At 62.7% G+C, this 24819-nt stretch carries 29 protein-coding genes; 10 read left to right on the top strand and 19 right to left on the bottom strand.

All coding sequences use genetic code 11. The annotated features are described in order from the left end of the window. Positions 1–36 precede the first annotated feature (36 nt). Positions 37–276 carry a hypothetical protein gene (locus ABVK50_RS10145; protein WP_353641690.1) on the top strand — a complete coding sequence of 80 codons (240 nt, stop codon included), beginning with the start codon at positions 37–39 and terminating at the stop codon, positions 274–276. Between the two features lie 110 nt (positions 277–386). On the opposite strand, the gene ABVK50_RS10140 is transcribed toward ABVK50_RS10145, so the two are convergent. After that, positions 387–812: a BA14K family protein gene (locus ABVK50_RS10140; RefSeq protein ID WP_353641691.1), complete on the bottom strand. Its 426-nt coding sequence runs from the start codon at positions 810–812 to the stop codon at positions 387–389. 247 nt (positions 813–1059) lie between these two features. Between ABVK50_RS10140 and ABVK50_RS10135 the strand changes: the two genes are divergently transcribed. Continuing rightward, positions 1060–1866 carry a DUF72 domain-containing protein gene (locus ABVK50_RS10135; RefSeq protein WP_353641692.1) on the top strand — a complete coding sequence of 269 codons (807 nt, stop codon included), beginning with the start codon at positions 1060–1062 and terminating at the stop codon, positions 1864–1866. Positions 1867–1890: 24 nt separating this feature from the next. Here the strand turns inward: ABVK50_RS10135 and ABVK50_RS10130 are convergent, their stop codons facing one another. Continuing rightward, complete coding sequence (locus tag ABVK50_RS10130; RefSeq protein ID WP_353641693.1) at positions 1891–2541, bottom strand: TetR/AcrR family transcriptional regulator; 651 nt, start codon at positions 2539–2541, stop codon at positions 1891–1893. Between the two features lie 76 nt (positions 2542–2617). Between ABVK50_RS10130 and ABVK50_RS10125 the strand changes: the two genes are divergently transcribed. Beyond that, positions 2618–3385, top strand: coding sequence for an SDR family oxidoreductase (locus ABVK50_RS10125; RefSeq protein WP_353641694.1), 768 nt, complete (start codon positions 2618–2620; stop codon positions 3383–3385). Positions 3386–3801: 416 nt separating this feature from the next. Here the strand turns inward: ABVK50_RS10125 and ABVK50_RS10120 are convergent, their stop codons facing one another. Both ABVK50_RS10120 and ABVK50_RS10115 read right to left on the bottom strand, forming a co-directional pair. Beyond that, a complete protein-coding gene (locus ABVK50_RS10120; protein WP_353641695.1) occupies positions 3802–5751 on the bottom strand; it encodes a hypothetical protein in 1950 nt (649 codons plus the stop codon). Between the two features lie 2 nt (positions 5752–5753). Next, positions 5754–7277: an NAD(P)H-hydrate dehydratase gene (locus ABVK50_RS10115; RefSeq protein WP_353645967.1), complete on the bottom strand. Its 1524-nt coding sequence runs from the start codon at positions 7275–7277 to the stop codon at positions 5754–5756. A gap of 332 nt (positions 7278–7609) precedes the next feature. Here ABVK50_RS10115 and ABVK50_RS10110 point away from each other — a divergent pair, with 332 nt between their 5' ends. After that, positions 7610–7948 (top strand): P-II family nitrogen regulator, encoded by a 339-nt coding sequence (locus tag ABVK50_RS10110; protein ID WP_008837753.1) that lies wholly within the window; start codon positions 7610–7612, stop codon positions 7946–7948. A 52-nt stretch (positions 7949–8000) separates the two neighbouring features. Further along, positions 8001–9410, top strand: a complete 1410-nt coding sequence (gene glnA / locus ABVK50_RS10105) for a type I glutamate--ammonia ligase (RefSeq protein WP_353641696.1) — start codon at positions 8001–8003, stop codon at positions 9408–9410. A 74-nt stretch (positions 9411–9484) separates the two neighbouring features. On the opposite strand, the gene ABVK50_RS10100 is transcribed toward glnA, so the two are convergent. Then, positions 9485–10111, bottom strand: coding sequence for a hypothetical protein (locus ABVK50_RS10100; protein WP_353641697.1), 627 nt, complete (start codon positions 10109–10111; stop codon positions 9485–9487). A gap of 264 nt (positions 10112–10375) precedes the next feature. Between ABVK50_RS10100 and ABVK50_RS10095 the strand changes: the two genes are divergently transcribed. From ABVK50_RS10095 to ABVK50_RS10080, 4 genes are all read left to right on the top strand, one after another. After that, positions 10376–10630 (top strand): DUF4212 domain-containing protein, encoded by a 255-nt coding sequence (locus tag ABVK50_RS10095; protein ID WP_353641698.1) that lies wholly within the window; start codon positions 10376–10378, stop codon positions 10628–10630. A gap of 17 nt (positions 10631–10647) precedes the next feature. Beyond that, a complete protein-coding gene (locus ABVK50_RS10090; protein WP_353641699.1) occupies positions 10648–12513 on the top strand; it encodes a sodium:solute symporter family protein in 1866 nt (621 codons plus the stop codon). Positions 12514–12623: 110 nt separating this feature from the next. Continuing rightward, the gene (locus tag ABVK50_RS10085) at positions 12624–12932 is read left to right on the top strand and encodes a hypothetical protein (protein WP_353641700.1); all 309 of its coding nucleotides are present in this window, start codon (positions 12624–12626) and stop codon (positions 12930–12932) included. Between the two features lies 1 nt (position 12933). Next, positions 12934–13257 carry a hypothetical protein gene (locus ABVK50_RS10080; RefSeq protein ID WP_353641701.1) on the top strand — a complete coding sequence of 108 codons (324 nt, stop codon included), beginning with the start codon at positions 12934–12936 and terminating at the stop codon, positions 13255–13257. 2 nt (positions 13258–13259) lie between these two features. On the opposite strand, the gene ABVK50_RS10075 is transcribed toward ABVK50_RS10080, so the two are convergent. The 7 genes from ABVK50_RS10075 to ABVK50_RS10045 form a co-directional block, all read right to left on the bottom strand. Continuing rightward, entirely contained in the window at positions 13260–14051 is a 792-nt protein-coding gene (locus tag ABVK50_RS10075) for an ATP12 family protein (protein WP_353641702.1), read from the bottom strand. 7 nt (positions 14052–14058) lie between these two features. Then, on the bottom strand, positions 14059–14976 hold the full coding sequence (locus ABVK50_RS10070; RefSeq protein WP_353641703.1) for a DMT family transporter: 918 nt from the start codon (positions 14974–14976) through the stop codon (positions 14059–14061). Then, positions 14973–15959 (bottom strand): RluA family pseudouridine synthase, encoded by a 987-nt coding sequence (locus ABVK50_RS10065; protein WP_353641704.1) that lies wholly within the window; start codon positions 15957–15959, stop codon positions 14973–14975. The genes ABVK50_RS10070 and ABVK50_RS10065 overlap by 4 nt, the downstream gene beginning before the upstream one ends. Before the next feature lie 91 nt (positions 15960–16050). Continuing rightward, on the bottom strand, positions 16051–16389 hold the full coding sequence (locus tag ABVK50_RS10060; RefSeq protein WP_353641705.1) for a DUF190 domain-containing protein: 339 nt from the start codon (positions 16387–16389) through the stop codon (positions 16051–16053). A gap of 3 nt (positions 16390–16392) precedes the next feature. After that, positions 16393–16788, bottom strand: coding sequence for a fluoride efflux transporter CrcB (gene crcB / locus ABVK50_RS10055; protein ID WP_353641706.1), 396 nt, complete (start codon positions 16786–16788; stop codon positions 16393–16395). A gap of 113 nt (positions 16789–16901) precedes the next feature. Further along, complete coding sequence (crcB, locus tag ABVK50_RS10050; protein ID WP_353645968.1) at positions 16902–17309, bottom strand: fluoride efflux transporter CrcB; 408 nt, start codon at positions 17307–17309, stop codon at positions 16902–16904. A gap of 256 nt (positions 17310–17565) precedes the next feature. After that, a complete protein-coding gene (locus ABVK50_RS10045) occupies positions 17566–17874 on the bottom strand; it encodes a DUF1236 domain-containing protein (protein WP_353641707.1) in 309 nt (102 codons plus the stop codon). Between the two features lie 199 nt (positions 17875–18073). On the opposite strand from ABVK50_RS10045, the gene ABVK50_RS10040 reads away from it, so the two are divergent. Further along, positions 18074–18352 carry a PilZ domain-containing protein gene (locus tag ABVK50_RS10040; RefSeq protein WP_353641708.1) on the top strand — a complete coding sequence of 93 codons (279 nt, stop codon included), beginning with the start codon at positions 18074–18076 and terminating at the stop codon, positions 18350–18352. Between the two features lie 33 nt (positions 18353–18385). Here ABVK50_RS10040 and ABVK50_RS10035 read toward each other — a convergent pair whose 3' ends face one another. From ABVK50_RS10035 to rpsM, 7 genes are all read right to left on the bottom strand, one after another. Then, positions 18386–19708: a replication-associated recombination protein A gene (locus ABVK50_RS10035; RefSeq protein WP_353641709.1), complete on the bottom strand. Its 1323-nt coding sequence runs from the start codon at positions 19706–19708 to the stop codon at positions 18386–18388. Between the two features lie 7 nt (positions 19709–19715). Beyond that, a complete protein-coding gene (locus ABVK50_RS10030) occupies positions 19716–21254 on the bottom strand; it encodes a DegQ family serine endoprotease (RefSeq protein ID WP_353641710.1) in 1539 nt (512 codons plus the stop codon). A gap of 155 nt (positions 21255–21409) precedes the next feature. Next, a complete protein-coding gene (locus ABVK50_RS10025) occupies positions 21410–22027 on the bottom strand; it encodes a glutathione S-transferase family protein (RefSeq protein ID WP_353641711.1) in 618 nt (205 codons plus the stop codon). Between the two features lie 135 nt (positions 22028–22162). Further along, the gene (rplQ, locus tag ABVK50_RS10020) at positions 22163–22594 is read right to left on the bottom strand and encodes a 50S ribosomal protein L17 (protein WP_353641712.1); all 432 of its coding nucleotides are present in this window, start codon (positions 22592–22594) and stop codon (positions 22163–22165) included. Positions 22595–22682: 88 nt separating this feature from the next. Beyond that, on the bottom strand, positions 22683–23693 hold the full coding sequence (locus tag ABVK50_RS10015) for a DNA-directed RNA polymerase subunit alpha (protein ID WP_353641713.1): 1011 nt from the start codon (positions 23691–23693) through the stop codon (positions 22683–22685). A 100-nt stretch (positions 23694–23793) separates the two neighbouring features. Further along, positions 23794–24183, bottom strand: coding sequence for a 30S ribosomal protein S11 (rpsK, locus tag ABVK50_RS10010; RefSeq protein ID WP_353641714.1), 390 nt, complete (start codon positions 24181–24183; stop codon positions 23794–23796). A 153-nt stretch (positions 24184–24336) separates the two neighbouring features. Continuing rightward, the gene (gene rpsM, locus ABVK50_RS10005; protein WP_353641715.1) at positions 24337–24705 is read right to left on the bottom strand and encodes a 30S ribosomal protein S13; all 369 of its coding nucleotides are present in this window, start codon (positions 24703–24705) and stop codon (positions 24337–24339) included. Between the last annotated feature and the right edge of the window lie 114 nt (positions 24706–24819).

Here is a 24819-nt window from a genome sequence, read left to right as displayed (position 1 = left end):
ATATCATGTGCGCACGGCGACGCGAGAGGACGAGATATGCCGACCAAGAATGTGATGGTGCTTGTCGACGAACAGCACCGTCTGGATTCCGTAGCGACAGCAGTGCGGGAATGCGGTGTACGCGTAGAGCGCGTCATGCGCGGCATGAGAACCATCGTCGGCGCCGTCTCCGACGATTCCGTGATCCAGCGGGTGCAGCAGATGGACGGCGTCGCCTCGGTTCGCGAGGAAGAGACTTTTGCGGTGCCGCCGAGCCACCGCGACATCCCGCAGTAGCCGCCGGGCGAAGACTCTCATTATCTTCGGAACGCCCTGCAAATCGACGAATAAATCCCCAACGGTCCTCCTCTTCCCTCTCGATGCAACCCGCGCCAGAAGCGACGGGCTCAGCGGAACGGTGACCGGCAAAGTCTGCGAGGCCCGTGATAGGGCTGGTAGGTGTCCGTAGGGGCATCGTATGAGCGGTAGCGAGCAGTGCACCACTCGACATGCGCACCTGAGACGACGCGATAGGTCCGGACAACAGGCGCGGAAACCCGGTGATTCACGTCGTAGATGGGCACGGGATAACCTCTCAGTGGATCGGGATAGCTCGGCACGTGGTCGGGGTGATAGCTGTAGTAGTGGCCGGGTCCGGTCCCCAGCCAGGGATGCTGGCGGTACCAGGGCAAGCCATACGCGTCATCGTATCGGACAATTTCGACCGCGCGATGATGGCGCCAGTCGCCGGCAGCAGCCGGCGAAGCTCCTGATATCGCCGCTCCGGCGAGAATGACTACGGAAGCTGCACGGAAAATGCCGCGCTTGAACATGCCGGTCTCCTGAAAGACAGAATTGCTGTCATGTCCTTGAACCGGAAACTGCAAAAGCGGGTTCCCGCTCGCAGCGAGTCATGCTTAACAGACCGGAAACGAGATGTGGGGCTCGACCGGTTCCAGCGTCGCCGGACAACAACTGTCAGGAGCATGGCAGTTCGGCCGCGGGCTATGTGGACATCCACTGCCCTCGGGCGCGATAAGTCGGCTCGCAGGTAAACTGCGTACAATCGGAGCTTGACCTATGACCAATTCTGGAAAAATCCGCGCCGGCATGGGCGGCTGGACCTTCGAGCCGTGGGACACCTCCTTCTATCCCGAGAAACTGTCGAAGGCGAAGCAACTCCAGTACGCCAGCCGTCAGGTGCCGACAATCGAGGTCAACGGCACCTATTATTCGACGTTCAAGCCGGCCACCTTCGCCAAATGGGCGAGCGAAGCCCCGGACGGATTCATCTTCTCGCTGAAGGCAATACGCTTCGCTACGAACCGCAGGGTTCTGGCGGAAGCCGGTGAGTCCGTCGAACGCTTCCTGGGCTCGGGAGTCTCCGAACTCGGCGACAAGCTCGGCCCAATCCTATGGCAGTTCGCCCCGACCAAAAAATTCGACGCCGACGATTTCGGCGCCTTCCTGAAGCTTTTGCCCGAAAAGCAAGATGGCGTGCCGCTGCGCCACGCGGTGGAAGTCCGCAACCCGTCCTTCGCCGTGCCGGAGTTCGTCGCGCTCCTGCGAGAGCACAACGTCACCCTCGTCTATGCCGACCACGAAAAATATCCGGCCATCGCAGACGTCACCGGCGATTTCGTCTATGCCCGGCTGCAGACCGGCGAGGACGAGGTCGAGACCTGCTACAAGCCGAGCGCGCTCGACGCATGGGCTGCGCGGGCGAAAATCTGGGCCGAGGGCGGAACGCCGGAAGATCTGTCGCGCGCCGACCCGTCGAGCGATGCTCCGGCCAAGCCGCGCGACGTGTTCATCTATTTCATCACGTCCGGCAAGGTGCGCGCACCGCACGGCGCGATAGCGCTGATGCAGCGGGTGAACGACTGACGTTTAGAGCGGCTTGCATCCGCCCTACGCGTCGTTCCTGGCCGGCGCTCCCACCGTCAGTGCGTCCCAGGCGGCAATGGCGCCGTCGGCCGCCGCAAGCAGCCTGGCGTGCGAAGCTCCGTCGCGCGCCTGGATCGACATGCCCTGCTGGACCGTCACGTAGAACACCGCGATCGCTTCGCAATCGATGCCCGCCGGCAACTCACCTTCCCGCACCGCGGCCTCCAGCCGCGTCCTGAGCTCGGCGACGTTCGCCTCCCGCCTTTGCCGAAGATCCTCGCAGATGGCGGCGTTATTGCCGTTGGCATTGAGCGCGCCGAGCACGATCAGGCAGCCCGGCGGGTCGCCGGCGCGTGAAAAGGCGGCCGCCGATTCGCGCAAAAAGCCCTCCACCGCCTGCCTCGCCGTCGCCGACTGATGCAGGCTGCGCCAGATTTCGACGCCCTCCTCCTCGCTGTACAAATCGGTCGCCTCGCGAAACAGCGCTTCCTTGCTGCCGAACGCGGCGTAGAGGCTGGGCGGGTTTATGCCCATCGCCGCCGTCAGGTCCGCCAGCGAGGCGCCGTCATAACCCTTGGCCCAGAACAGCCGCATCGCCTGCCGCAGCGCCGCAGCGCGGTCGAAGCCTCGCGGCCGGCCTTTCGAGCTTGTTGGAATGCTTTCTGTCATGACCATTACATAAATGGCTTGACGGAGCACGGCAAGCCTGCCACCAATATGTGTATCGATTGATACAAAATGGTGAAAAACGATGCACGACAGCAATTCAAACAATGATGCCGGCGAACTTCAGGGCAAGGCGGCGCTTGTGACCGGCGGCAGCCGCGGCATAGGTGCAGCGATCGCCATGAGGCTGGCGCGCGCAGGCGCGGATGTCGCGCTGACCTATGCGCGGTCCGCCGATAAAGCCAGCGCTGTGGTGAAGCAGATCGAAGCATTGGGCCGGCGCGGCTTCGCGATCAAGGCTGACAATCTCGATGCAGCCGAAGTCGACGCGGCGGTTGCGGCTGCCGTCAGGGAGTTCGGACGTCTCGATATTCTGGTCAACAGCGCCGGCATCTATAACGCCGGCCCGATCGAGACGATGACACTCGAAGCCCTCGACGAGACCATGGCCGTCAATTTCCGCGCGCCCTTCGTCGCCTCCAAGGCCGCGGCGGCCGTGATGAGCGAAGGCGGCCGGATCATCTCGATCGGCAGCAATCTCGCCGAACGCGTGCCGGCTCCCGGAACCAGCCTCTATTCGGCGAGCAAGGCGGCTCTCGTCGGGCTGACCAAGGGTCTTGCGCGCGATCTCGGCCCACGCGGCATCACCGTCAATGTCGTGCATCCCGGTTCCACCGACACCGACATGAACCCGGCCGACGGCGAATATGCCGACGCCCAGCGCAGCCTGATGGCGATCCCGCAATTCGGCGCGCCGGAAGACGTTGCCGGGCTGGTCGCCTGGCTGGCCGGGCCGCAGGGCCGGTTCGTGACGGGCTCGGCCCTGACCATCGATGGCGGCGCAAATGCGTGATGGAAAGCGGTGAGGGGCGTGCCGCGCTCCTGACCCGCCACACGAGATGCCGTTGTGGTGCGCACCGGGTATCTGGCAGGATGGCGGTGACCTCCCGCCATGGGATCGGAACCCATGACTCCGAGGGCGTCCGACGGGCCGGCATTCCGGAGGCCAGGCGCTAATGCCTGGTTGAAGGAAGGCGGATCATCCGCGCGTCATTGTCCATGGAAAGAACATGGAGCGGGGCGCGTGACCGGTCGATGTGGCGACATACACCGGACGGGCGGGCATGGGAGTGCCTGTTCTTGTCTTACGAATTCGTGCGGTGCTTTCTTGCCCGCCCGTCTTCCCGACTCCTGAGCTTGTCGAAGGGTCAATGGCCAGGACGGAAACGCAGCGTGGCAACGGAAAAACGCGTCATCTCCTCTGCCCCCTCACCACGGCGTCGTGTGGTTGTCTATGCGCATCTGGAAAATGAAATAAGTGGGCGAACAAAAGCCGACGCCCTTGACCTTGGCGAGGCCCGGCGTGTCGGGCGGGAACGCCTGGCACATATAGTCTTCGCGGCAAAAGCTGTCGGCCGAGCAACTCGGCCGGTTGCCGCGCACCACCGCCCCGCCGAGACACTGGTCGAAATTGTTGGTGGCCACGCAAATGTCGAAAGCCTTGCCACCGGCGAGCCCGCAGATCTCGCGCGGCATCGGCTTGCCCGGCTGGAAGCCGGCGAACTTCCGGTCGTTGTCGTTGCAGGCGCGGTAGGCGGCGCCGGCCGGCACGCCGATCTTGGGCGGCCGGCAATTATAGGTCTCGCGGTTGATCACCGGGGCAAAGGCGGTGAACTGCCCGGTGATCCTGTAGCGGTCGTTGAATGGCTGGGCGGCATTGGTGGCGATCTCGCCTGCCAGGCAGGGATGGCCCGAAAACATGCCCGCGCTGCCCTTTGGCAGCAGGCACTGCGCCAGCTTCATGCGCAGGCCGGACGCGGTGGTGATGGATGTACAAACGGTGTCGCCCGCACATTGCCACGCCTCGCCGAAATGCCTCGCATCCTCAGGCATCATGCACGGCATGGCCACTCCCGCCTTGGCATAGTCCAGGCCGTGTTCCGTCCATTTCGCCGGCGGTGCGGAAGATAGCGGCCGGAAGCGCTCGGGCTCGCGATCCTCAGCCACCGCGTCGATATAAGCCGCGCGCCGCGCAAGCTCGGCATGGAGATGCGGCGAAATGCCGACCTGCAGGCGGTTCAGCGGCGAGGTCGATTTATCGTCGAGCCCGATGAAATGAAATCCGGCGGTCGAGCCCGCCTGGTGGCAGCCCTGGCACGAGCCATTGTCCAGCCGCTCGATCAACGCCTCGGGAGAGCGCAGCAGCCGCTTGCCGGAGAAGTCGAGTCCCGAAAACTTTTCCGGTTGAAACAGCGGCGCGAAGGGATGGTTGGCCTGGCGTATGCTGCCAAAGGTCGAATAGGAAACCGACTTGCGGGCCAGGAACTCGTCCGGGATGCGATAGACGCCCGCATCGATCGCCGCTGCGTTTTCAGTGACATAGCCGGCGAGTTTCGCCTTCAGCGCCGCGTCGGATGCAAGCCTTTCAGCGTCCGGCGTGTTTTCCAGCGGCAACTCGGTTACGATCTCGCCGTCCATGCCGAAGATCCGCATCAGATAGGCCGCCTGCCCGCCGAACTCGGTCTCCTGGCCGGACGGAAAGCGCACCACCTGCGCATTGAGTTCGAGCTGGCGAAAGACGAGCTCCGACCGATCGAGCGGCCCGCCGGCCAGCCAGCCGGCGTCGGCCGTCTCGTCGATCCCGGGCGTCCAGCGCAGCGCAACGCCGGTGCAGCCGCCGTCGGCGTCCGGCAGCACCGAATGCACCGCATTGAAATTGAACGGCATGCGCGAGGAAAGCCGCTTGCCCCGGCCGTTTTTGCGAAAACTGTAGGCCAACCGATAGACGAACCGGATCTCGCCGCAATCGGCCCTGCCGCGCAGCGCCGAGAAATCGCGGCGGTCGAGGCGGTTGACGATGCCGACCAGCCGGAAGCGCGCGGCGTTCGTCTTCAGCCAGCGCATGTCCATGATCCGGCCGACATTGCCGTCTGTGACTTCGTAGAGCGTTCGTCCGCCCGCCTTCATCTCGTCCCGCAGCGCCGCGACATCAGCGCCGATCATGTCGACGATGGTCCGATAGGCTGGCGCGTCGCGGTAGAGCATTTCGAGATCGCCATCACGCTCGGCGCCGAACAGGCCGGCAAAGTCGTAGCCACGCTGCTCGAGCGTAGCGAGGATGCCGGCATCTTCGACGATGAGGACCGGACCCTCGGCGCGGGCCGCGGTCGTCGCAAGAACCGCGACGAGCACGAGAAACCGCCTCAACCACGCGATCATGCCTATCCTCCTGAACCGCCCGCAACCTCGGCCAGCAGATCGCGGAGCACGGGAAGAAGCGCGAGCGGCAGATCCTCGGCAATCAGCCCCGGCCCAAAGCGCCGAGCTGCCTCGGCATGCATCCAGACGGCAGCGCAGGCGGCCTCGAAGACCGGCATACCCTGCGCGAGCAGCGCCGCAACGATACCCGAGAGCACGTCGCCGGAGCCGGCGGTCGCCAGCAAGGGTGTGCCGTTCGTATTGATTGCCGCCCGCCCGTCCGGCGATGCGATCACCGTATCCGGGCCTTTGTAGATGACGACGCCATGCGAGCGCGCCGCCGCTTTGCGGGCCTTTTCGAGCTTGGAGAGTTCGGTATCCCTGGCGATATCCGAAAAGAGACGGCCGAATTCGCCCTCGTGCGGCGTCAGCACCAGCGCCGCTGCGTCCTTGGCTCCCGCCGTGATGAAGAGCGAGGCCGGGGCATCGTGAAAGGAGGTAATGCCGTCGGCATCGAGCACGAGCGAGGCCTCCACACCTGCGGTCTCGAGGATCGCCAAAGCGAGTTCCCGCAACGGCTCGCCTACACCGAAGCCTGGCCCCAGCACGAGCGCGGACGGCTTGCGATCGGAGATGAAGGCACGTGCACCATCGATGTCATCGATCCGCCTCAGCATGATCGAGGTCAGATGGGCTGCATTGGTCGCCAGCGCGCTTCCGGGGGAAAGAACGGTAACTGCCCCCGCCCCTGCCCGCGCCGCGGCAAATGCGGAAAGCCGCGCGGCGCCTGTCGAGGATGGCCCGCCCGAAAAGACGCCGACATGGCCGCGCCGGTATTTATGCGTGTCCGCCGCCGGCATCGGATAAGCGCCGCACCACAGAGCCGGACCGTTCTCGAAGCATTTCGGACCGACCGCACCGACAATGTCAGCACCGATGCCTATGTCCGCGACGATAATGTTTCCGCAAGCCTGCCGTCCCGGCAACAGCAGATGGCCGGGCTTTTTGCGAGCGAAGGTGACGGTGACATCGGCTCCGAAAGCTTCGTTCCCAACCGGGTGACCGGTTTCGCCGGAAATGCCCGACGGAAGATCGACCGCAACGACCGGGATTCCGGCCTCTCGGCATTTGTGGATCGCCGCAACCACATTCGGCGAGAGCGGCTTGGAAAGACCTGCTCCGTAAAGCGCATCGACGACTACATCGCCGCTTTCGGGCCTGAAGCCGGAAATCGGCTGCGCTTCGATTGGGCATTCGGTCGCCGCCTGCACCGCATCGCTGCCGGCTTTTGGCCGACCCTCGGCCCAGACCGAAACGCGAACTCCTGTGTCGGCGAGAAGTCTGGCCACGACGTAGCCGTCGCCGCCATTGTTTCCGGGCCCGCACAGCACATGCACACGGATCGCCGCCGGCGAGCGCCGCAGCACTTCCGCCGCAACCGCCGCTCCAGCATTGCGCATGAGCTGGATGCCGCTGAACGGGCCGGCGGCAATCGCCAGCCGGTCCGCCTCGGCCATTTCACGCGGCGTCAGGATTTCGTTCGACATTGCCGACATGCGCTCCACCTGCCGCAACGGGTAGCACATGAGAAGCAGCGCCTGAATAGGCGCGCCGCCGTGCGTCGCGTCAGGCGATCACGGTGCCTATTTTTTAGGCTGGCTGCCCAATCTTTGACCTGCCGAAAAATTCATCACCGGCGTCGCCCGCCATCAACTTGCACGGAACCGGGGCAATGACGCCCCGCAAGCAAATTTTTGCGCTTCGGCTCGATCTGGCGCTCATTCGTTGCAGCGTCGCCGGATTGGCATGGATCGTGCTTTTAGAGACGCAAGCGGGGCCGACAGCCCGTATTTTGCCCTAGCGGAGGCCTACACAGTTCATGAAAAAGATCGAAGCGATCATCAAACCGTTCAAACTCGACGAAGTGAAAGAGGCTTTGCAGGAGGCCGGGCTGCAAGGCATCACCGTCACCGAGGCGAAAGGCTTTGGCCGTCAGAAGGGCCACACCGAGCTTTACCGCGGCGCCGAATATGTTGTCGATTTCCTTCCCAAGGTGAAGATCGAGGTGGTGCTGGGCGACGAATCCGTCGAAGGCGCCATCGAGGCGATCCGCAAGGCGGCGCAAACCGGCCGCATCGGCGACGGCAAGATCTTTGTCTCCAATATCGAGGAAGTCGTGCGCATCCGCACCGGCGAGACCGGCATCGACGCAATCTGATTGCACCACCTCATCCATTTTCGTTTCAACGTCATCACACAGGAAACATGACATGACGACAGCCTCAGACATTTTGAAGCAGATCAAGGACAATGACGTAAAATTCGTCGATCTGCGCTTTACCGATCCGAAGGGCAAGCTGCAGCACGTGACCATGGATGTCGTCGAGGTCGAGGAAGACATGTTCGCCGACGGCGTCATGTTCGACGGCTCGTCCATCGCCGGCTGGAAGGCCATCAACGAATCCGACATGGTTCTGATGCCCGACGCCGAAACGGCCCATATGGATCCGTTCTTCGCCCAGTCGACCATGGTTATCCTGTGCGACATCCTCGATCCGGTTTCGGGCGAAGCCTACAACCGCGACCCGCGCGGCACCGCCAAGAAAGCCGAAGCCTATATGAAGGCCGAAGGCATCGGCGACACCATCTATGTCGGCCCGGAAGCCGAGTTCTTCGTATTCGACGACGTGAAGTACAAGGCCGATCCCTACAACACCGGCTTCAAGCTTGATTCGACCGAGCTGCCGTCCAATGACGACACCGACTACGAGACAGGCAATCTCGGCCACCGCCCGCGCATCAAGGGCGGCTACTTCCCGGTTCCGCCAATCGATTCGGCCCAGGACATGCGCTCGGAAATGCTGACCGTGCTGACCGAAATGGGCGTCCGCGTCGAGAAGCACCACCACGAAGTGGCGGCCGCCCAGCACGAGCTCGGCATCAAGTTCGACACTTTGGTCCGCAACGCCGACAAGATGCTGATCTACAAGTATGTCGTGCACCAGGTCGCCAACGCCTACGGCAAGACGGCGACCTTCATGCCGAAACCGGTCTTCGGCGACAACGGTTCGGGCATGCATGTCCATCAGTCGATCTGGAAGGAAGGCAAGCCGACCTTCGCCGGCAATGAATATGCCGGCCTTTCGGAGACCTGCCTTTACTACATCGGCGGCATCATCAAGCACGCCAAGGCGATCAACGCCTTCACCAATCCGCTGACCAACTCCTACAAGCGTCTGGTGCCGGGCTACGAAGCACCCGTGCTGCTCGCCTATTCGGCGCGCAACCGCTCGGCTTCCTGCCGCATTCCGTTCGGCTCGTCGCCGAAGTCGAAGCGCGTCGAGGTCCGCTTCCCCGATCCGGGCGCGAACCCGTACCTCGCCTTCGCCGCCATGCTGATGGCCGGCCTCGACGGCATCAAGAACAAGATCCACCCCGGTCAGCCGATGGACAAGGATCTTTACGACCTGCCGCCGAAGGAACTCAAGAAGATCCCGACCGTCTGCGGTTCGCTGCGCGAAGCGCTGCAGAGCCTCGACAAGGATCGCGGGTTCCTCAAGGCCGGCGGCGTCTTCGACGACGACCAGATCGACAGCTATATCGAACTCAAGATGGCCGAGGTGATGCGCTTCGAAATGACCCCGCATCCGGTCGAATACGACATGTACTATTCGGTCTGATCCTTCGGATCAGCGATGCAAAACCCCGGCCGCGAGGCCGGGGTTTTTGTTTGGCTACGCGATTTGTGTTTTGGCTACTCCTCGCCCAGCAGCGAGGGAACCAGCGTCTCGAACCGCGCCGCCGCCACGAAATCCTCGTGGAAGCGCAGGAGGTTCATGCGCAGATTGTTGCGGATGTAGTCGAAATCGTGGGTGACGATTTCCTTGTGCAACGGCAGCGCCTCGAAGATCATCCGCGCCGTGGGGCTGGTCATGTCCTTCACCGGCCGAGGCGGTCCGGCCTGCGTCGCCTGGAGCCGCTCCCGGACAAGCACCAGCGCCTCATCCCAGAAATCTGCCGGCGCGCCGTCGGGTACCGGGTAGCGCTGGAACACCTCAGCCGTCACCGCCTCCAGCGCCGCCGGCAACTGCCTTTGCCTTTGTCCAGCAAACTGCCTGGTTGCACCTTCCACCATTTCGGCGACCATGGCGAAGGCCGGAGGATAGCTTTGCCAGCGCGACTGGCGCAGCTTTTCCTGGAATTCAGCTTCGCTGAACAGCTTCTGCCAATAAACGCCCGCCCGCACCCGGCAGAACTCCACCACGCATTTCTGGCAGAGGAACGCAGCCCGCGAATCCATGAAATCGGCCAACGCCTGGCGGTCCGCTATTGTTTCGGACTTGCCGAACAAACCTGCCACAACCTTGTCAAACAAACCCACGGCCACCCCCACGCATTTCCAGACCCAAGCTTAGTCCTATTTCGGCCGGGCACCAATGACCGTCGAAGGCGCCGCGACTGATTCTAAAGTCCTATGAACAGCAGGCGGCAAGCGGTGTTACGTTCGGCCAACATCGGATTCGCGCGCGCGCCGCACGCCGTCCTCCGATGTGTCGCTCCACCTTCGCAAGGTTTGGAACGACAGGGCAACCAGGTCCGTGAGTCGAGGAGGATTGCCGGGCCGAATTGGAGGAGGGAAGACGCGATGGCGACGCCAGACCGCGTAAGTTACTGGAACAAAACCAGGAGCCTCATGTACGTCATGTTGGCCCTCTGGTTCTTCTTCGGATACGTCGTCCACATGTTTGTGGTTCCGCTCAACAGTATCGTCATTCTGGGCTTTCCGCTTGGCTACTACATGGCCGCGCAGGGATCGCTTATTGCCTTCGTCATCATGCTGTTCGTGTTTGCCCGCAAACAGAACGCGATCGACGAAGAGCATGGCGTAGCCGAAGACTGATCGGGGGGATTTGATCAATGGCCAACACCACAGCAAGCGGTTCCGGCTCGGACTTCACGTCCAGCCTTGGCCGCATCTACATGATCTATACTGGCGGTTTCATCGCCTTCATTGTGCTTATGGCGATCCTCAGCGGGATCGGCGTGCCGAATCGCGTAATCGGCTATCTGTTCATGGGCTTCACCATCATCATCTACGCGGTGATCGGCATCATGAGCCGCACGATGCAGGTCGGCGAATACTATGTCGCCGGGCGCAGGGTTCCTGCCCTCTATAACGGAATGGCCACAGGAGCCGACTGGATGTCCGGCGCGTCGTTCGTCGGCATGGCGGGCTCGCTGTACTTGCTCGGTTACGACGGTCTCGCCTTCGTCCTTGGGTGGACCGGGGGGTATGTTCTCGTGGCAGTGCTCGTCGCACCTTATCTGCGCAAGTTCGGCGCCTATACGGTGCCTGACTTCCTGTCGGCCCGCTATGGCGGCAACCTGGCCCGATTCATCGGCATCGTCGTTCTGTTCTCCTGCTCCTTTACCTATGTGGTGGCGCAGATCTTCGCGACGGGCATCATCTCCGCACGCTTCCTCGGCCTCGATTTCAACATCGCGGTCTATGTCGGCCTCGCCGGCATCCTGGTCTGCTCGATGCTCGGCGGCATGCGCGCGGTCACCTGGACACAGGTCGCTCAGTACATCGTGCTGATCATCGCTTACCTCATTCCCGCCATCTGGATGTCGACGGCCAAGACCGGCGTTCCGATCCCCCAACTCATGCAGGGACAGGCGCTGCAGGGCATCGCAGCACTTGAAGCCGCGCAGAACATCGTGCCGGGGCACGCAACCCCCTTCGCACATGGCGGTTATGACGCGAAGAACTACTTCCTGCTGATCTTCTGCCTCATGGTCGGCACCGCCTCGCTGCCGCACATTCTGATGCGCTACTTCACGACGCCGTCCGTCCGTGAAGCGCGCCTCTCGGTCGCTTGGTCTCTGCTCTTCATCTTCATCCTCTACTTCACGGCGCCGGCCTACGCCGCCTTCGCGAAGTGGACCATGCTCGACCTGGTGGCTTCCGGCCTCACGCCCGACAACATTGCCGAAAAAGCCGGATGGATGATGCGCTGGGCGGCGGCCGACAACTCGCTGGTGCAGATCTGCGGCAAGGCGGCGCTCGATGCCGCCGCGATTGCCGCGGCTTGCGCCGAGCAAGGCGTCACCGGCGCGCTCGCGTTCAAGGATATCAACCTGAACGCCGACATGATCGTGCTGGCCACCCCTGAAATGGCAGGCATGCCGTATGTCATCTCCGGCCTCGTCGCGGCCGGCGGTCTCGCAGCTGCGCTGTCGACGGCCGATGGTCTGCTGCTTGCCATCGCCAACGCGCTCAGCCACGACATCTACTACAAGATGATCGATCCGAACGCTCCGACCGCCCGCCGTCTGGTCGTGTCGCGCGTCCTGCTCGTCATCGTGGCGGTTCTGGCGGCCTACACCGCGTCGACCAAGCCTTCCGACATCCTGTCGATGGTTTCGTGGGCGTTCTCATTGGCCGCGGGCGGCCTCTTCCCGGCGCTGGTACTCGGTGTCTGGTGGAAGCGCGCCACATCAGCGGGCGCGGTCGCCGGCATGATCGCGGGCTTCGGCATCACGCTGTTCTACCTCGTGATGACGCAGTACGGCGCCGACTTCGACAAGTCGACGCCGAACATGGAGCTGTGGTGGGGTGTGAAGAACATCTCGTCCGCCGCGTTCGGCCTGCCGCTCGGCTTCGCCGTCATGATCGTCGTCAGTCTGCTGACCAAGGCGCCATCGCGCGAGATGCAGGACTTCATCGATGAAATCCGCGTTCCGCGCGGCAAGACGCTGATGGAAGAGAAGACTGCCTGATTTTCGGGTTGGTCGACAAAACGAGGCGGGGTCCGGCAACGGACCCCGCTTTCATTTCTAGGCATCCGCTGCCATAAGCAGCGAGATCGGGGCGTCGGGGCGACCATTGAATGAGCAGTTTCTGGACCTATTGGTATTTCCATATACCGAACTTCATCCTCGCCGCGATCATGTACACGATGCTTGGACGGCTCCTGCTCGGCTTCTTTGTCGCCGAGGATTGGGACAACTACATCTGGCGCTTCTTCAAGAAGGTCACCGATCCGGTCGCCAATCTCGTGCGGCTGATAACGCCGCAGGTTCTATCCAAGACGATCGTGCTGGTGTTCGGCGCGCTGTGGCTGATGGCCTTGCGCGTCGCCTATCTCATCCTTCTCCTCAATCTCGGCCTTGCGCCGGTCGCCACTGCGGGGAACTGACATGATGGACCGCAACGCGCTCGTGCCGATCATGGCGGTGGCCATCGTCAACGGCATCTTCTCGCCCTGGGTGCTCGCCGTATTCCTGCTCTATCCCGTCTGGTACCCGACCTGGGCGCCAATGATGACGCAGCCAGTCTATATGGCGAGCGCGCTGATCCTTTCGACCCTGACGCTGATGATAGCCGGCGTGCCGGCGGCGCTGTACGAGCGTTTGGCGGGTGAGCCAAAATCGACGATCACCGGAACAATCTGGCTCGCGGGGGTCGTGCTGCTCACCCTGCCCGCCGTCCCGAACGTCCTGCGGGCGCTCGGCGTGTCGTAATATTATCGTTCCAACGCTTCCAGCAATCGCGCGGCTGCCATCATGTCGTGCTTGCGGTACGCGCGACGAGCCATCGCCTCGGAATCCTGGCCCCATTGCTCCGTCTGCCAGTCTTCGTCGACATGGGCGGCCGACCAGGCCGTCTCTGCGTCGATTTCGCCGGCTTCGACCGCGATCGCCAGAAGCGCCGAACCAGTGAGCGTCGTCATCAGGTGCAGTGCGGCGAGCCTCAACGGATTCTGGCGCAGCGCGAGGTGCGCTTCGATTGCCTCGACAGCTTTGCGCGGCTGTTCGACATGAATCACGCCTTGCGCAAGCAAGAGCCGCGCGCCGAGCGCCCGCTGCGCCCAGTCGAGAACCGGATCCCAGGCCGTCGCCTGACGCTCCACCAACCCGGCTGGCGCGTCGGCGCGATAGCAGAGCAGATCGGATGAGGCGAAGCGCGCAACATCGTCGCGCACCGCGGCGGGATCGGCAGCAACACCGTCGATCGCCGTGTTGACGAGACGGTAGACCGGCATAGTCGAAGGGTCGATCTTTTCGCCCTGCGCGGCGAACTCTTCCGCCACCAGCTTGGCCGCCTTCTCGGTGGGTAACGCCAAAATGGCCTTGCCCGGCGTTCGTACCGGGCGGCCGTCGAGGTGGACGCCAAATCCTTCGCCCGTCGGCGCAATTGAAACGTCCTTATAGAAGCGCTTCGGCAGTTGCGTCTTCATCTGACTCTGGGCGCGCCGGATAGGATCCGGGTCGGACAGATATTTCTGGGCGTCGAGATCGTTCAGGAGATCGCGCATAGTTGCCTCATAAAAGCTGCCGGCGCGGCGGTCGGTTGACGATAACCAGCCCCGTCGCGATAAGGCCGAGGGCGGCGAAAATCCTTATGCTCAGCGGCTCACCAAGTAGAAGCCCGCCACAGAGAACACCGAAGGCCGGCGTCAGGAAGGCAAAGCTCGACAACCCGGCCGCGGGATAGCGCCGCATCAGCCAGAACCATAGAATATAGGTGAAGGCGACGACATAGACAGCCTGGAACAGCAGGGCAGCGTAGGCCGGTCCCGAGAATTCGCGCAAGGCGGGGCCGGCAAGCGGCAGCAGCGGCAGGGCCATCACAGCCGAAACCGCCAGTTGGTAGAGCAGCAGCTTTTCGGCGCTGGTCGTGGCAAGCCTGCTCTTCTTGATGACCAGCGTTGTCGCGGCCCACAGAATTCCTGCGCCCAGGCTCATAATATCACCGGTGATCGCCTCCGGGCCGGGCAGGCTAAGCTTGTCGGAAAACACCAGCACGACACCGGCGAAGGCCAGAGCGAGGCCCGTCCATTTGCGCAGCGTCATATGTTCGCCAAGCAGGAAGTGCGCGCCGACCAGCACCCAGAACGGCATCGTGTTGACCATCAGCGTGCTGCGCGCCACCGTGGTAAACTCCAAGCCGACGAAGATCAGCAGGAATTCTCCACCGAACAGCAAACCTGCGAGCAGCCCCGGCCACAGCGTGCCGTCGCTGTCGAACAGCCGTATGCCGCGATAGCGGCACCACAGGAACACCAGCAACCCGCCGATAGCCGAGCGCGCGACGGCGACGAAGACCGGACTGAAGCCGGCATAGGAGATCTTGGCGGCGACGCCGTTCAGCCCCCATGAAAAGGTCAGGCCGATCATGATCGCCGCCGCGGCCAGATCGACCGCGTCGCGCCGGTCGAAGGCGCCGGCTGCGCCGCTCAACTGTCTTCTCCGGCATTCGCCTCGTCGAAGCCAAGCAGGTTCCAGCTCTGGCGCATATGCGGCGGCATCGGCGCGGTGACGTCGATCACGCCCTTGTCGGGATGGGGAATGCGGATGCGCCTGGCGTGGAGGTGCAGCCGGTTCTGGATGCCGCCGGGAAAATCCCAGTTGGTGTCGGCCTCGAAATATTTCGGATCGCCGATGATCGGGCAGCCAATATGGGCGGCATGGACACGCAGTTGATGCGTGCGGCCGGTATGCGGCTCCATCTCCAGCCAGGACAGCGTCTGCCCGGCCTGTTCGAGCACGCGATAATACGAAACCGCGTGGTCGGCGTCCTTTTCGCCATGCTGCGCTACCCGCACGCGGTCGCCGTCCGGCGTCGGTTCCTTGACCAGCCAGGTCGAGATCTTGTCCTCGCGCTTTTTCGGCACGCCCTTGACCAGCGCCCAGTAGGTCTTCTTGGCGTCGCGCCCGCGAAACGCCTCGGCGAGCTTCATCGCCGCAAGGCGGGTGCGGGCGACAACCAGCACACCCGACGTGTCGCGGTCAAGGCGATGCACCAGCCGCGGCTTCTCACCCTTGGAATTGCGCCAGGCCTCCAGCATGTCGTCTACGTGGCGCACCACGCCCGAGCCGCCCTGCACGGCAAGCCCGGCCGGCTTGTTGAAGACGAAGACCTTCGGATCCTCATAGAGAAGCATCTGCGAAAGAACGTCGCCATCGTCCTGATTGCGCATGGTTTTTGTGGTCAGCGGGCCAGCGCCCTTCTGATCGACGCCAAGCGGCGGGATGCGGATCATCTGGCCCGGCTCGACGCGAGTGTCGGCCTTGGCGCGACCGCCATCCACCCTGATCTGGCCCGAACGCAGCAGCTTCTGCAAATGGCCGAAGCCCAGGCCGGGAAAATGCGTCTTGAACCAGCGGTCGAGCCGCATGCCCGTCTCGCCGGCCTCGACCTTGATCTGTTCAACGCCTGCCATCGTGGTTTCTTATCCGGTTCCGATCGGGCGCAATAGCATCAGCCGAGGCTTCTTACGAGCCACAATCCGAAAACAGCAAATCGGAAGCGGGTCAATGTCCGTTGGTCCCATACTGGACGACTTGGACCTTCTCCAGCGTGATCAACCCGCTCGTCATGATCGCATCAAGCACTGGCAGAAAGGCATTGATCTTGTCCTCGCTGTCGACGATCTCGATGACCAGCGGCAGATCTTCCGACAGACGAAGGATTTTTGTCGTGTGCAGCCGGCTGGAATGGCCATATCCCATCGCGCCCCGCATGACAGTCGCGCCCGCGATCTGCATCTCGCGTGCCTTGAGCACGATCGTTTCATAGAGCGGGCGGCCATTATCCCGATCATTCTCGCCGATGAATACCCGCAGCAACTGTGCCTGTTTCGGTATTTGCATGGTTCAATATCCCTTCAAACGGTTGAGCCGCGATGCGACCATGTGGCCAAGCCAGACGGCGGCGAGCCAGGCCGTGACGGAAATTCCTATATTCAGTCCCGCCGCGAGCAGACGCCCGTCCTGCAGGAGATCGAACGTCTCGAGGCTGAAGATCGAGAAGGTGGTGAAGCCGCCGCAAATGCCGGCCATCACGAATTGGCGCGAGCGAGGACCGGCAAAAACGCGGCCGCCGGGACCGGTCAGCGTAGCGTAGAAGCCGATGGTGAAGGAGCCAAGCACGTTCACAAAGAGCGTGCCCACGGGGAAACCGGGTCCCAGAAGACTGACGCTCGCCATCGAGGCGAGAGCCCGCAGCACGCTGCCGACCGTGCTTCCCAGCGCCACGAGCGCATACAGCATCGAAGCATCGCGAATTTTGTGCCAGCGGGAGCCAACGGGAGCTTTTCCGGCATGCGGTTCCGGTATCGCCAACTGTCCATCCGGCTTTTGGCGATGGTCGGTCAGCGGCTGGGTCAAAGTATACCACCTCCGAACGTCGAGGCGCCGATGGCGAAGCCGGCCGCGACTGCGCAAAGGCAAAGCACAACCGACAGAAGCACGTTACCGCCGGCCTGCAGCCAGTCGCCGTCGCGGGCAAGCGTCAGCGTCTGCAAACTGAATGAGGAAACTGTCGTGTAGCTACCGAGAAAACCGGTGATGACGAAAGTCCAGGCTGCAGGGGTATCGAAAAGCAATTTTCCATCCGCCGCAGCAGCAAATAATCCAATTGCAAAGGCGCCCGTGACATTGACGACCGTCGTGCCCCAGGGAAATGTCTCGCCGATGCGGCGGCCAACAAACCCGGAGAGAAAGAACCGGGCCATTCCGCCAAAGGCACTGCCAAGCGCCACCCACATCAAAGTGCCAAGCAATTCCTGCATCAACCCGTCCCGACAGCCGCGCGTCGCCGGCCAGGCCTGCGACCGATCTATTCATAGCCGCAAGGCACACGGTCTCGCAAAAGTGAGGTTCAAGACGTGCCGCTTCCGTCTTGGCTTTCGTGTCTGAGTTTCGCCCAGTGATCCAGTCGCTTCCTGCCCGCAGCGGCCGGGTTCGTCAACCAATGTCTTGAAGAGCGCTCAAAGCAAACCGCCGGGCCTTTCGGTCCGGCGGAAGCACCCACAATGAGTGGGGCACTCACTGCATGATATGGACGATCTTGCGCGTGTCCGGCTCGACCAGGACAGTCTGCCCGCCGACCACGACATAGCTGTAGTTCACATCCGGAACGTCGAGCGTATGCAGTTCGACCGTATCCGGGAGCGTCGAGCCGACCGTGATCTGGACGTCTGCAGGCACTTCGGCCGGCGCGACCTTCTGCGTCGTGACATATTCGCGGATGACCGTCTCCTGTTCGGGGGCGATGACGACATCCTGCGCGATGGCAAAGCCCGCTCCGCCAAGCAGCAGAAGTCCGGCAACAGCGCTGGTAAGATGGATTTTCATGGTAATCTCCGTTCTCCATTGGAATCGAAAGCGGCTCCAAACTGACGAAGCGCCAAGACGTTCCCGTTCGGCAGCGAAATGGGCCTGCCGCGGAGTTTCCGGTGCATTGGGCGATAAACGCTTGACCCCGTTCCGCCGATTGGTTTTGGTTTATAAGCAGGTTCAAAGATAACGAGCGTCGCCGCCCTCCGGAGCAGACATGCCCCCATCCCACCAGCCGGAACGCCGCAGCCAGCCGCGGCCCGCCGTCCAGAAGAACGCAGTCATCCTGGTCGGTGACAATGCCGGCATTCCCTGCATCGTCCGCAACATTCATTCCGGCGGTGCCGAACTGAATGTCACTGCCGAAACCGAACTGCCCGGCCGTTTCCTGCTGCATGTGCCATCGGACGGTTTAGCCTACCGGATCGTTGTGTGCTGGCGAAAGAGCGAGCGCGTCGGCGTCGAGTTCAAGAGCTCGGAACCCTGGCAGGAATAAGCATTCGGTGCTTCTTCAGCCGTAGGCGACCGGCTATGAGCCGCCTTCCTTCGATCGTTCTGCCCTGAGCTTCGCCCAGTATTCCAGCCGCTTCCTGATCTCACGCTCGAACCCGCGCTCGGGCGGGTCGTAGAACGTCTGGCGGCCCATCTTCTCGGGAAAATAGTCCTGGCCAGAAAAGGCTTCGGGCGTGTCGTGATCGTACTCGTAGCCCTTGCCGTAGCTCTCGTCCTTCATCAGCTTGGTCGGGGCGTTCAAAATATGTTTCGGCGGCAGCAGCGACCCGTTCTCCTTGGCCGCACGCGTCGCGCTCTTGAATGCGGTGTAGACGGCGTTGGATTTGGGCGCGGTGGCGAGATAGACGGTCGCCTCGGCGAAAGCGAGTTCGCCCTCCGGCGAACCGAGATAGTCGTAGGCATCCTTGGCCGCATTGGCGACGACCAGCGCCTGCGGGTCGGCGAGCCCGATATCCTCCATTGCCATGCGCACCAGCCGTCTGCCGAGATAGAGCGGATCCTCGCCGGCATCGAACATGCGCGCCAGATAGTAGAGTGCGGCGTCAGGATCGGAGCCGCGCACCGATTTGTGCAGCGCCGAGATCAGATTGTAATGGCCGTCCTGGCCCTTGTCGTAGATCGGCGCCCGCCTTTGCACGACGCGCTGCAGGCCTTCGGCGTCGAACACTTCCTTGGATTTGGCGGCGCGCCAGACCTCTTCCGCCAGCGTCAGCGCCGCGCGCCCATCGCCGTCCGACATGCGCACGAGAACCGCCCTCGCCTCCTCGTCCAGAGGCAGTTCCTTGCCTTCGGCCTCCTCCGCGCGGGCGAGCAGTCTTTCGATGCTGTCCTCGCCCAGCGAGTGAAAAACCAGAACCCGCGCCCGCGACAGCAGCGCCGCATTGAGTTCGAAGGACGGGTTTTCCGTGGTCGCGCCGACCAGGATGACCGTGCCGTCTTCCATGACCGGGAGAAAAGAATCCTGCTGAGCGCGGTTGAAGCGGTGTATCTCGTCGACGAAAAGCAGCGTCTGGCGGCCCTGCGAGCGGCGCAGCCGCGCCATCTCGAACATCTTCTTCAAATCGGCGACGCCCGAGAAGATTGCCGAAAGCTGCTCGAAGGCAAGGCCGGTTTCGCCGGCCAGCAACCTGGCGACTGTTGTCTTTCCCGTGCCCGGCGGTCCCCAGAAGATCATCGAGCCGAGTGAGCCCGAGCGGATCATGCGCGTCAGCGCACCATCCTCGCCGGTCAGATGCTCCTGGCCGACCACTTCGCCAAGGCTCGCCGGACGCAGCCGGTCGGCCAAAGGCCGCCCGGGTGGCGCTTTTTCCGGCTCGTCGGCGTTGAACAGGTCAGCCATAGTCCACTCAGTACCGCAGCATCTGGTGCAGCAACTGCCCGTCGCGCTCCACCGTAAAGCGCCACCAGCGCGTCTGCTGCGCGGCAACCGCCGCCAGCTTATCGGGAGTGTCGATCAGTTCGCCATTGACTTCGCGCACGATGTCGCGCGGCTGGAAGCCAAAACCGGCCGCCGGCGAGTTGCGGTCCACGTCGAGGATCGTCACACCTTTGGTGTCGGTCCGCAGCCGGAGGCGCTGCGCCAGGCGTGGCGAAAGCTCGACGACCTTCGCCCCCGAGAAAGGGCTGCGTCCCCGGATCACGACTTCCTTGGCCGACGCTCCCTCGGGCGCACGCTCGAGGCCGATCTCGACCGCTTTTTCCTCGTTCTGGCTGAGCACCCTGAGGCTGGCCTTGCTGCCGACAGGCTTCGTCGCCAGGCGATACCCCAGCGCATCGACATGTTCGATCGCGACATCGTTCATGGCTAGGATTACATCACCCGGCCTCAGACCGGCCCGCGCCGCCGGCCCTTCCGGCTCGATCGCCGCAACGAGCGCGCCGGAAGGGCGCGCCATGCCGAGCGCGTCGGCGATCTGCGCGGTGACCGGCTCGAATGTCGCGCCGATGAACGGGCGTTCGAAGAAATCGCGGCCCTGCTTGGCCGCCTCGGTCACGGCGCGCACAATGTTGGAGGGAATGGCGAAACCGATGCCGATCGAGCCGCCGCTGCGGCTGTAGATGGCCGTGTTGATGCCGACGAGCTGGCCGGTCATGTTGATCAGCGGACCACCGGAATTGCCCGGATTGATCGCCGCGTCAGTCTGGATGAAGAAACCGAAATCGCTGACGCCGATATGCGTGCGGGCAAGTGCGGAGACGATGCCGCTGGTTGTGGTCTGGCCGACGCCGAACGGATTGCCCATCGCCAGGACGAGATCGCCCACCTCCAGCGCGTCGGAATCGCCGATCGGGATCACCGGAAACGGATCGTCGCTTTCGATCTTGAGCACGCCGAGGTCGAGCGATTCGTCCTTGAGCAGCACCTTGCTCTCGAACTCGCGCCCGTCGGCGGTTGCTACCTTCACAGCGTCGGCATCGCGGATGACGTGATAATTGGTGACGACGATGCCGCTCGGATCGACAAGCACGCCGGAACCAAGAGCCGATTGCGCGCGTGGCGGCGCCTGGCGGCCGAAGAACCGTTCGAAGAATGGATCGCCCTCGAAAGGCGAGCGCAGGCGCGCCTGCTGCGACGCATAGACATTAACCACGGCGGGTGCCGTCTCCCTGACCAGCGGCGCGAAGGAGAGCTGGATCTCGGTGCGCCCGAACGGCAGGCGTCGGCCTTGGAGCGCGGGCGGTGGCAGCGGCTCTTCGCCGCCGCTCAAGAGTTCGTTCAGCACGTCCTTGAGGCCGGGATCCTCCTTCGGCTTCGGCTGCTCCTTGGGCGCTGGCGCCGGTTGCGCCGCGGGCGCCTCCTGGGCGCGTGCCGGCATGGCCGAAAGCGCCATTGCTGCGGCCAGCCCAACGGCCATCAGAAAGTGCGGCAATTTCTTCGCAAGCATGCGAATCCTCCAAAACAATGGTCGCGCGCATTGTCGTGAAGATTGTGCGGAATGAAAGGCTTTGCGTGGTGTTCATGTGCTCAGATGTGGCCAGGACAAAATCCATTGCGGCGTGCCGAGGAAACTCATGCCGAGGTTGGCCCAATTTCCACGGCCTAGTCCTGCGTCTCTCCCGAAAGGGTCGTAGCGGCCATTGACGGGCGCTTGGAGAAGCTATCGTACCACGACGAAAGCCGAGGCCTTCCAGTCCCGAACGAATAGACGTCGCGGAACGCAATCCAGCTAAGCGTCGTCGCCAATGCGATCTCGCCAATGTCCGGCGATCCCTTGAGTTCGACCTCCTGCTCGACAAAGTCACAGGCTTCGGCAATCTTTTGCAATTGCGCATCTCGCATGGTCGGCCACCGCAGCGCTTCAGGCCGCCTCTCGGCTTCCCAGCGGACCGCAATGCCTGAATCGGCAATCCCCTGCGCAAGCGCCTGAAGCCTCAGTGCAAGCCAGCGCGCCTTGCCGCTTGCCGGGATCAGCTTTTGACCTTGGTTCATGCTGTCCAGATATTCGCAGATGACGGTGGAGTCGAAAAGCACGAGACCATCATCGCAGATCAACACCGGCACCTTGCCGAGAGGGTTTAGCGAAATGACATCTTCGTTGCGCCGGGTCGGACTCGTCTCTTGATGAACAACCTCCAGTTTGTCGGTGAGACCGATCTCATGCGCGGCGACGAGAACTTTGCGCGCGTAAGGAGAGTGTGTCTGATAGAGAAGTTTCATTGGAAGACTCCTGAGGTCCGCGTGCGCCCTGGCTATCGGTACTCGTATCCACTCTCACCGGAACTTTTGCCTGTCCAGAAATGCCAAAGGGGCCACGTCGGGCCCCTTTGTTAGATGTCCTTGAAAGCTGTCGGCTTATGCCGCTTCGGCTTCCGAATTGGTTTCTTCTGCCTCGATGCGGGCGCGGTCGGCGGCGCCCTTTGCCGAGGTGTCGCGATCGACGAATTCGATGACGGCCAGCGGGGCGTTGTCGCCGTGGCGGAAGCCGGCCTTCATGATCCGCAGATAGCCGCCATTACGGGTGGCGTAGCGCGGGGCGATCGTGTCGAACAGGCGCTTTACGACGCCTTCATTGCCGATCTGTGCGATCACCTGACGGCGGGCGTGCAGGTCGCCGCGCTTGCCAAGCGTGACGAGCTTTTCGACGATCGGACGCAGATCCTTCGCCTTGGGCAGCGTCGTGACGATCTGCTCATGCTCGATCAGCGAGACGGCGAGGTTTGCGAACATCGCGCTGCGGTGGCTTGCACTGCGGCCCAGCCGGCGGCCGGTAAATCCATGGCGCATGGCTCTTCTCCTTCAAATCCTGGTTCGAGGCCATGGCCTCTGATTTCATCAGAGCATGTCCGGGAGGTCAAACCTCCCGAGATCAGGCTCAATACTGGTCTTCGTAACGCTTGGCGAGATCTTCGATGTTTTCCGGCGGCCAGTCGGCCACTTCCATGCCGAGATGGAGGCCCATCGCGGCAAGCACTTCCTTGATCTCGTTCAGCGACTTGCGGCCGAAGTTCGGGGTGCGCAGCATCTCGGCTTCGGTCTTCTGGATCAGGTCGCCGATATAGACGATATTGTCGTTCTTCAGGCAGTTGGCCGAACGCACCGAAAGCTCGAGCTCGTCGACCTTCTTCAAGAGCGCCGGGTTGAACGCCAGCTCGGTCACGGCCTCTTCCGGCGCTGCCTTGTGCGGTTCCTCGAAATTGACGAACAGCGCCAGCTGGTCCTGCAGGATGCGGGCGGCAAACGCGATCGCATCCTCGCCCGAGATCGAACCGTCGGTCTCGATGGTCATGGTCAGCTTATCGTAGTCGAGAACCTGGCCCTCACGGGTGTTCTCGACCTTGTAGGAGACCTTCTTGACCGGCGAATAGAGGCTGTCGACCGGGATGAGGCCGATCGGCGCGTCTTCGGCGCGGTTGCGGTCGGCCGGCACATAGCCCTTACCGGTGTCGACGGTGAACTCCATGCGAATCTCGGCGCCCTCGTCCAGCGTGCAGATGACGTGGTCGGGGTTGAGGATCTCGACGTCGCCTACGGTCTGGATGTCGCCGGCATGCACGGCGCCCGGTCCCTGCTTGCGCACGACCATGCGCTTGGGGCCGTCGCCTTCCATCTTGATGGCAATTTCCTTGATGTTCAGCACGATGTCGGTCACGTCCTCACGGACGCCCGAAATCGAGGAGAACTCGTGCAGAACGCCGTCGATCTGCACGGCAGTCACGGCAGCACCACGCAGCGACGACAGCAGCACGCGGCGAAGCGCGTTGCCGAGCGTCAGGCCGAAGCCGCGCTCGAGCGGCTCGGCGACCAGCGTGGTCAGGGTCTTCTTTTTCGACGAGAACTCGATCTTGTTGGGCTTGATCAGTTCCTGCCAGTTTTTCTGGATCATTTTATCTTCCTTCCGATATCCTGCCACCATCCAATCGTGGCAGGCGATATGGAAAGCCGCGCAGGCGCCAAAAGACGCTCACGCGGCGGTTAAGCAGCAATCAGACGCGGCGCTTCTTGCGCGGGCGGCAGCCATTGTGCGGGATCGGCGTGACGTCGCGGATCGAGGTGATCGTAAAGCCGCCTGCCTGTAGCGCGCGCAGTGCCGATTCACGGCCCGAACCCGGACCGCAGACCTCGACCTCGAGCATGCGCATGCCGTGCTCCTGGGCCTTCTTGCTCACGTCCTCGGCAGCCATCTGTGCAGCAAACGGGGTCGACTTGCGCGAACCCTTGAAGCCTTGGGCGCCCGCCGACGACCAGGCAATCGTGTTGCCCTGCGCGTCGGTGATGGTGATCATCGTGTTGTTGAAGGTCGAGTTGACGTGGGCGACGCCCGACGAAATGTTCTTGCGCTCGCGACGGCGAATGCGCGTGGCTTCCTTGGCCATGATGGTCCTTTCAGTTGATCTCTACACCGCCGTAATGCCAGCGGCTCCACCTTCGTAAGGGAGCAGGGAATAGAGCAGTAAGGGAGTAGGGAAATACGCGACCTTGCGGTGGTTCCCTACTGCCTTACTCCCCTACTCCCATATTCCCCTAAATTACTTCTTCTTGCCGGCAATCGCCTTGGCCGGGCCCTTGCGGGTGCGCGCATTGGTATGCGTGCGCTGGCCGCGAACCGGCAGCGAGCGGCGATGGCGCAGGCCGCGATAGCAGCCGAGGTCCATCAGGCGCTTGATGTTCATCGACACTTCGCGGCGCAGGTCGCCTTCGACCTGATAGTCGCGATCGATGGTCTCGCGGATGGCCAGAACTTCGGCGTCGGTCAGTTGGTTGACGCGACGCTCGGCCGGGATACCGACCTTCTCGACGATCTCGGAAGCGAACTTCTTGCCGATGCCGTGAATGTATTGCAGCGCGATGATGACGCGCTTGTTGGTCGGAATGTTGACGCCTGCTATACGGGCCATCTTCTTCTCCATGTGGGCCGGTCGAGCCGGCGTTTGGGTTGACCCGCGTCCGGTGGAGGCCGGCCCTTGCGGGTATCTTCCAATCAAAAAACCGGCCTGCCCTGCAAGGGCGGC

The sequence above is a fragment of the Mesorhizobium sp. WSM2240 genome (assembly GCF_040438645.1).
Lineage (GTDB): Bacteria > Pseudomonadota > Alphaproteobacteria > Rhizobiales > Rhizobiaceae > Allomesorhizobium.
Note: the sequence above shows the minus strand (reverse complement) of the source record. Positions and strands in the feature narration are given on the sequence as shown.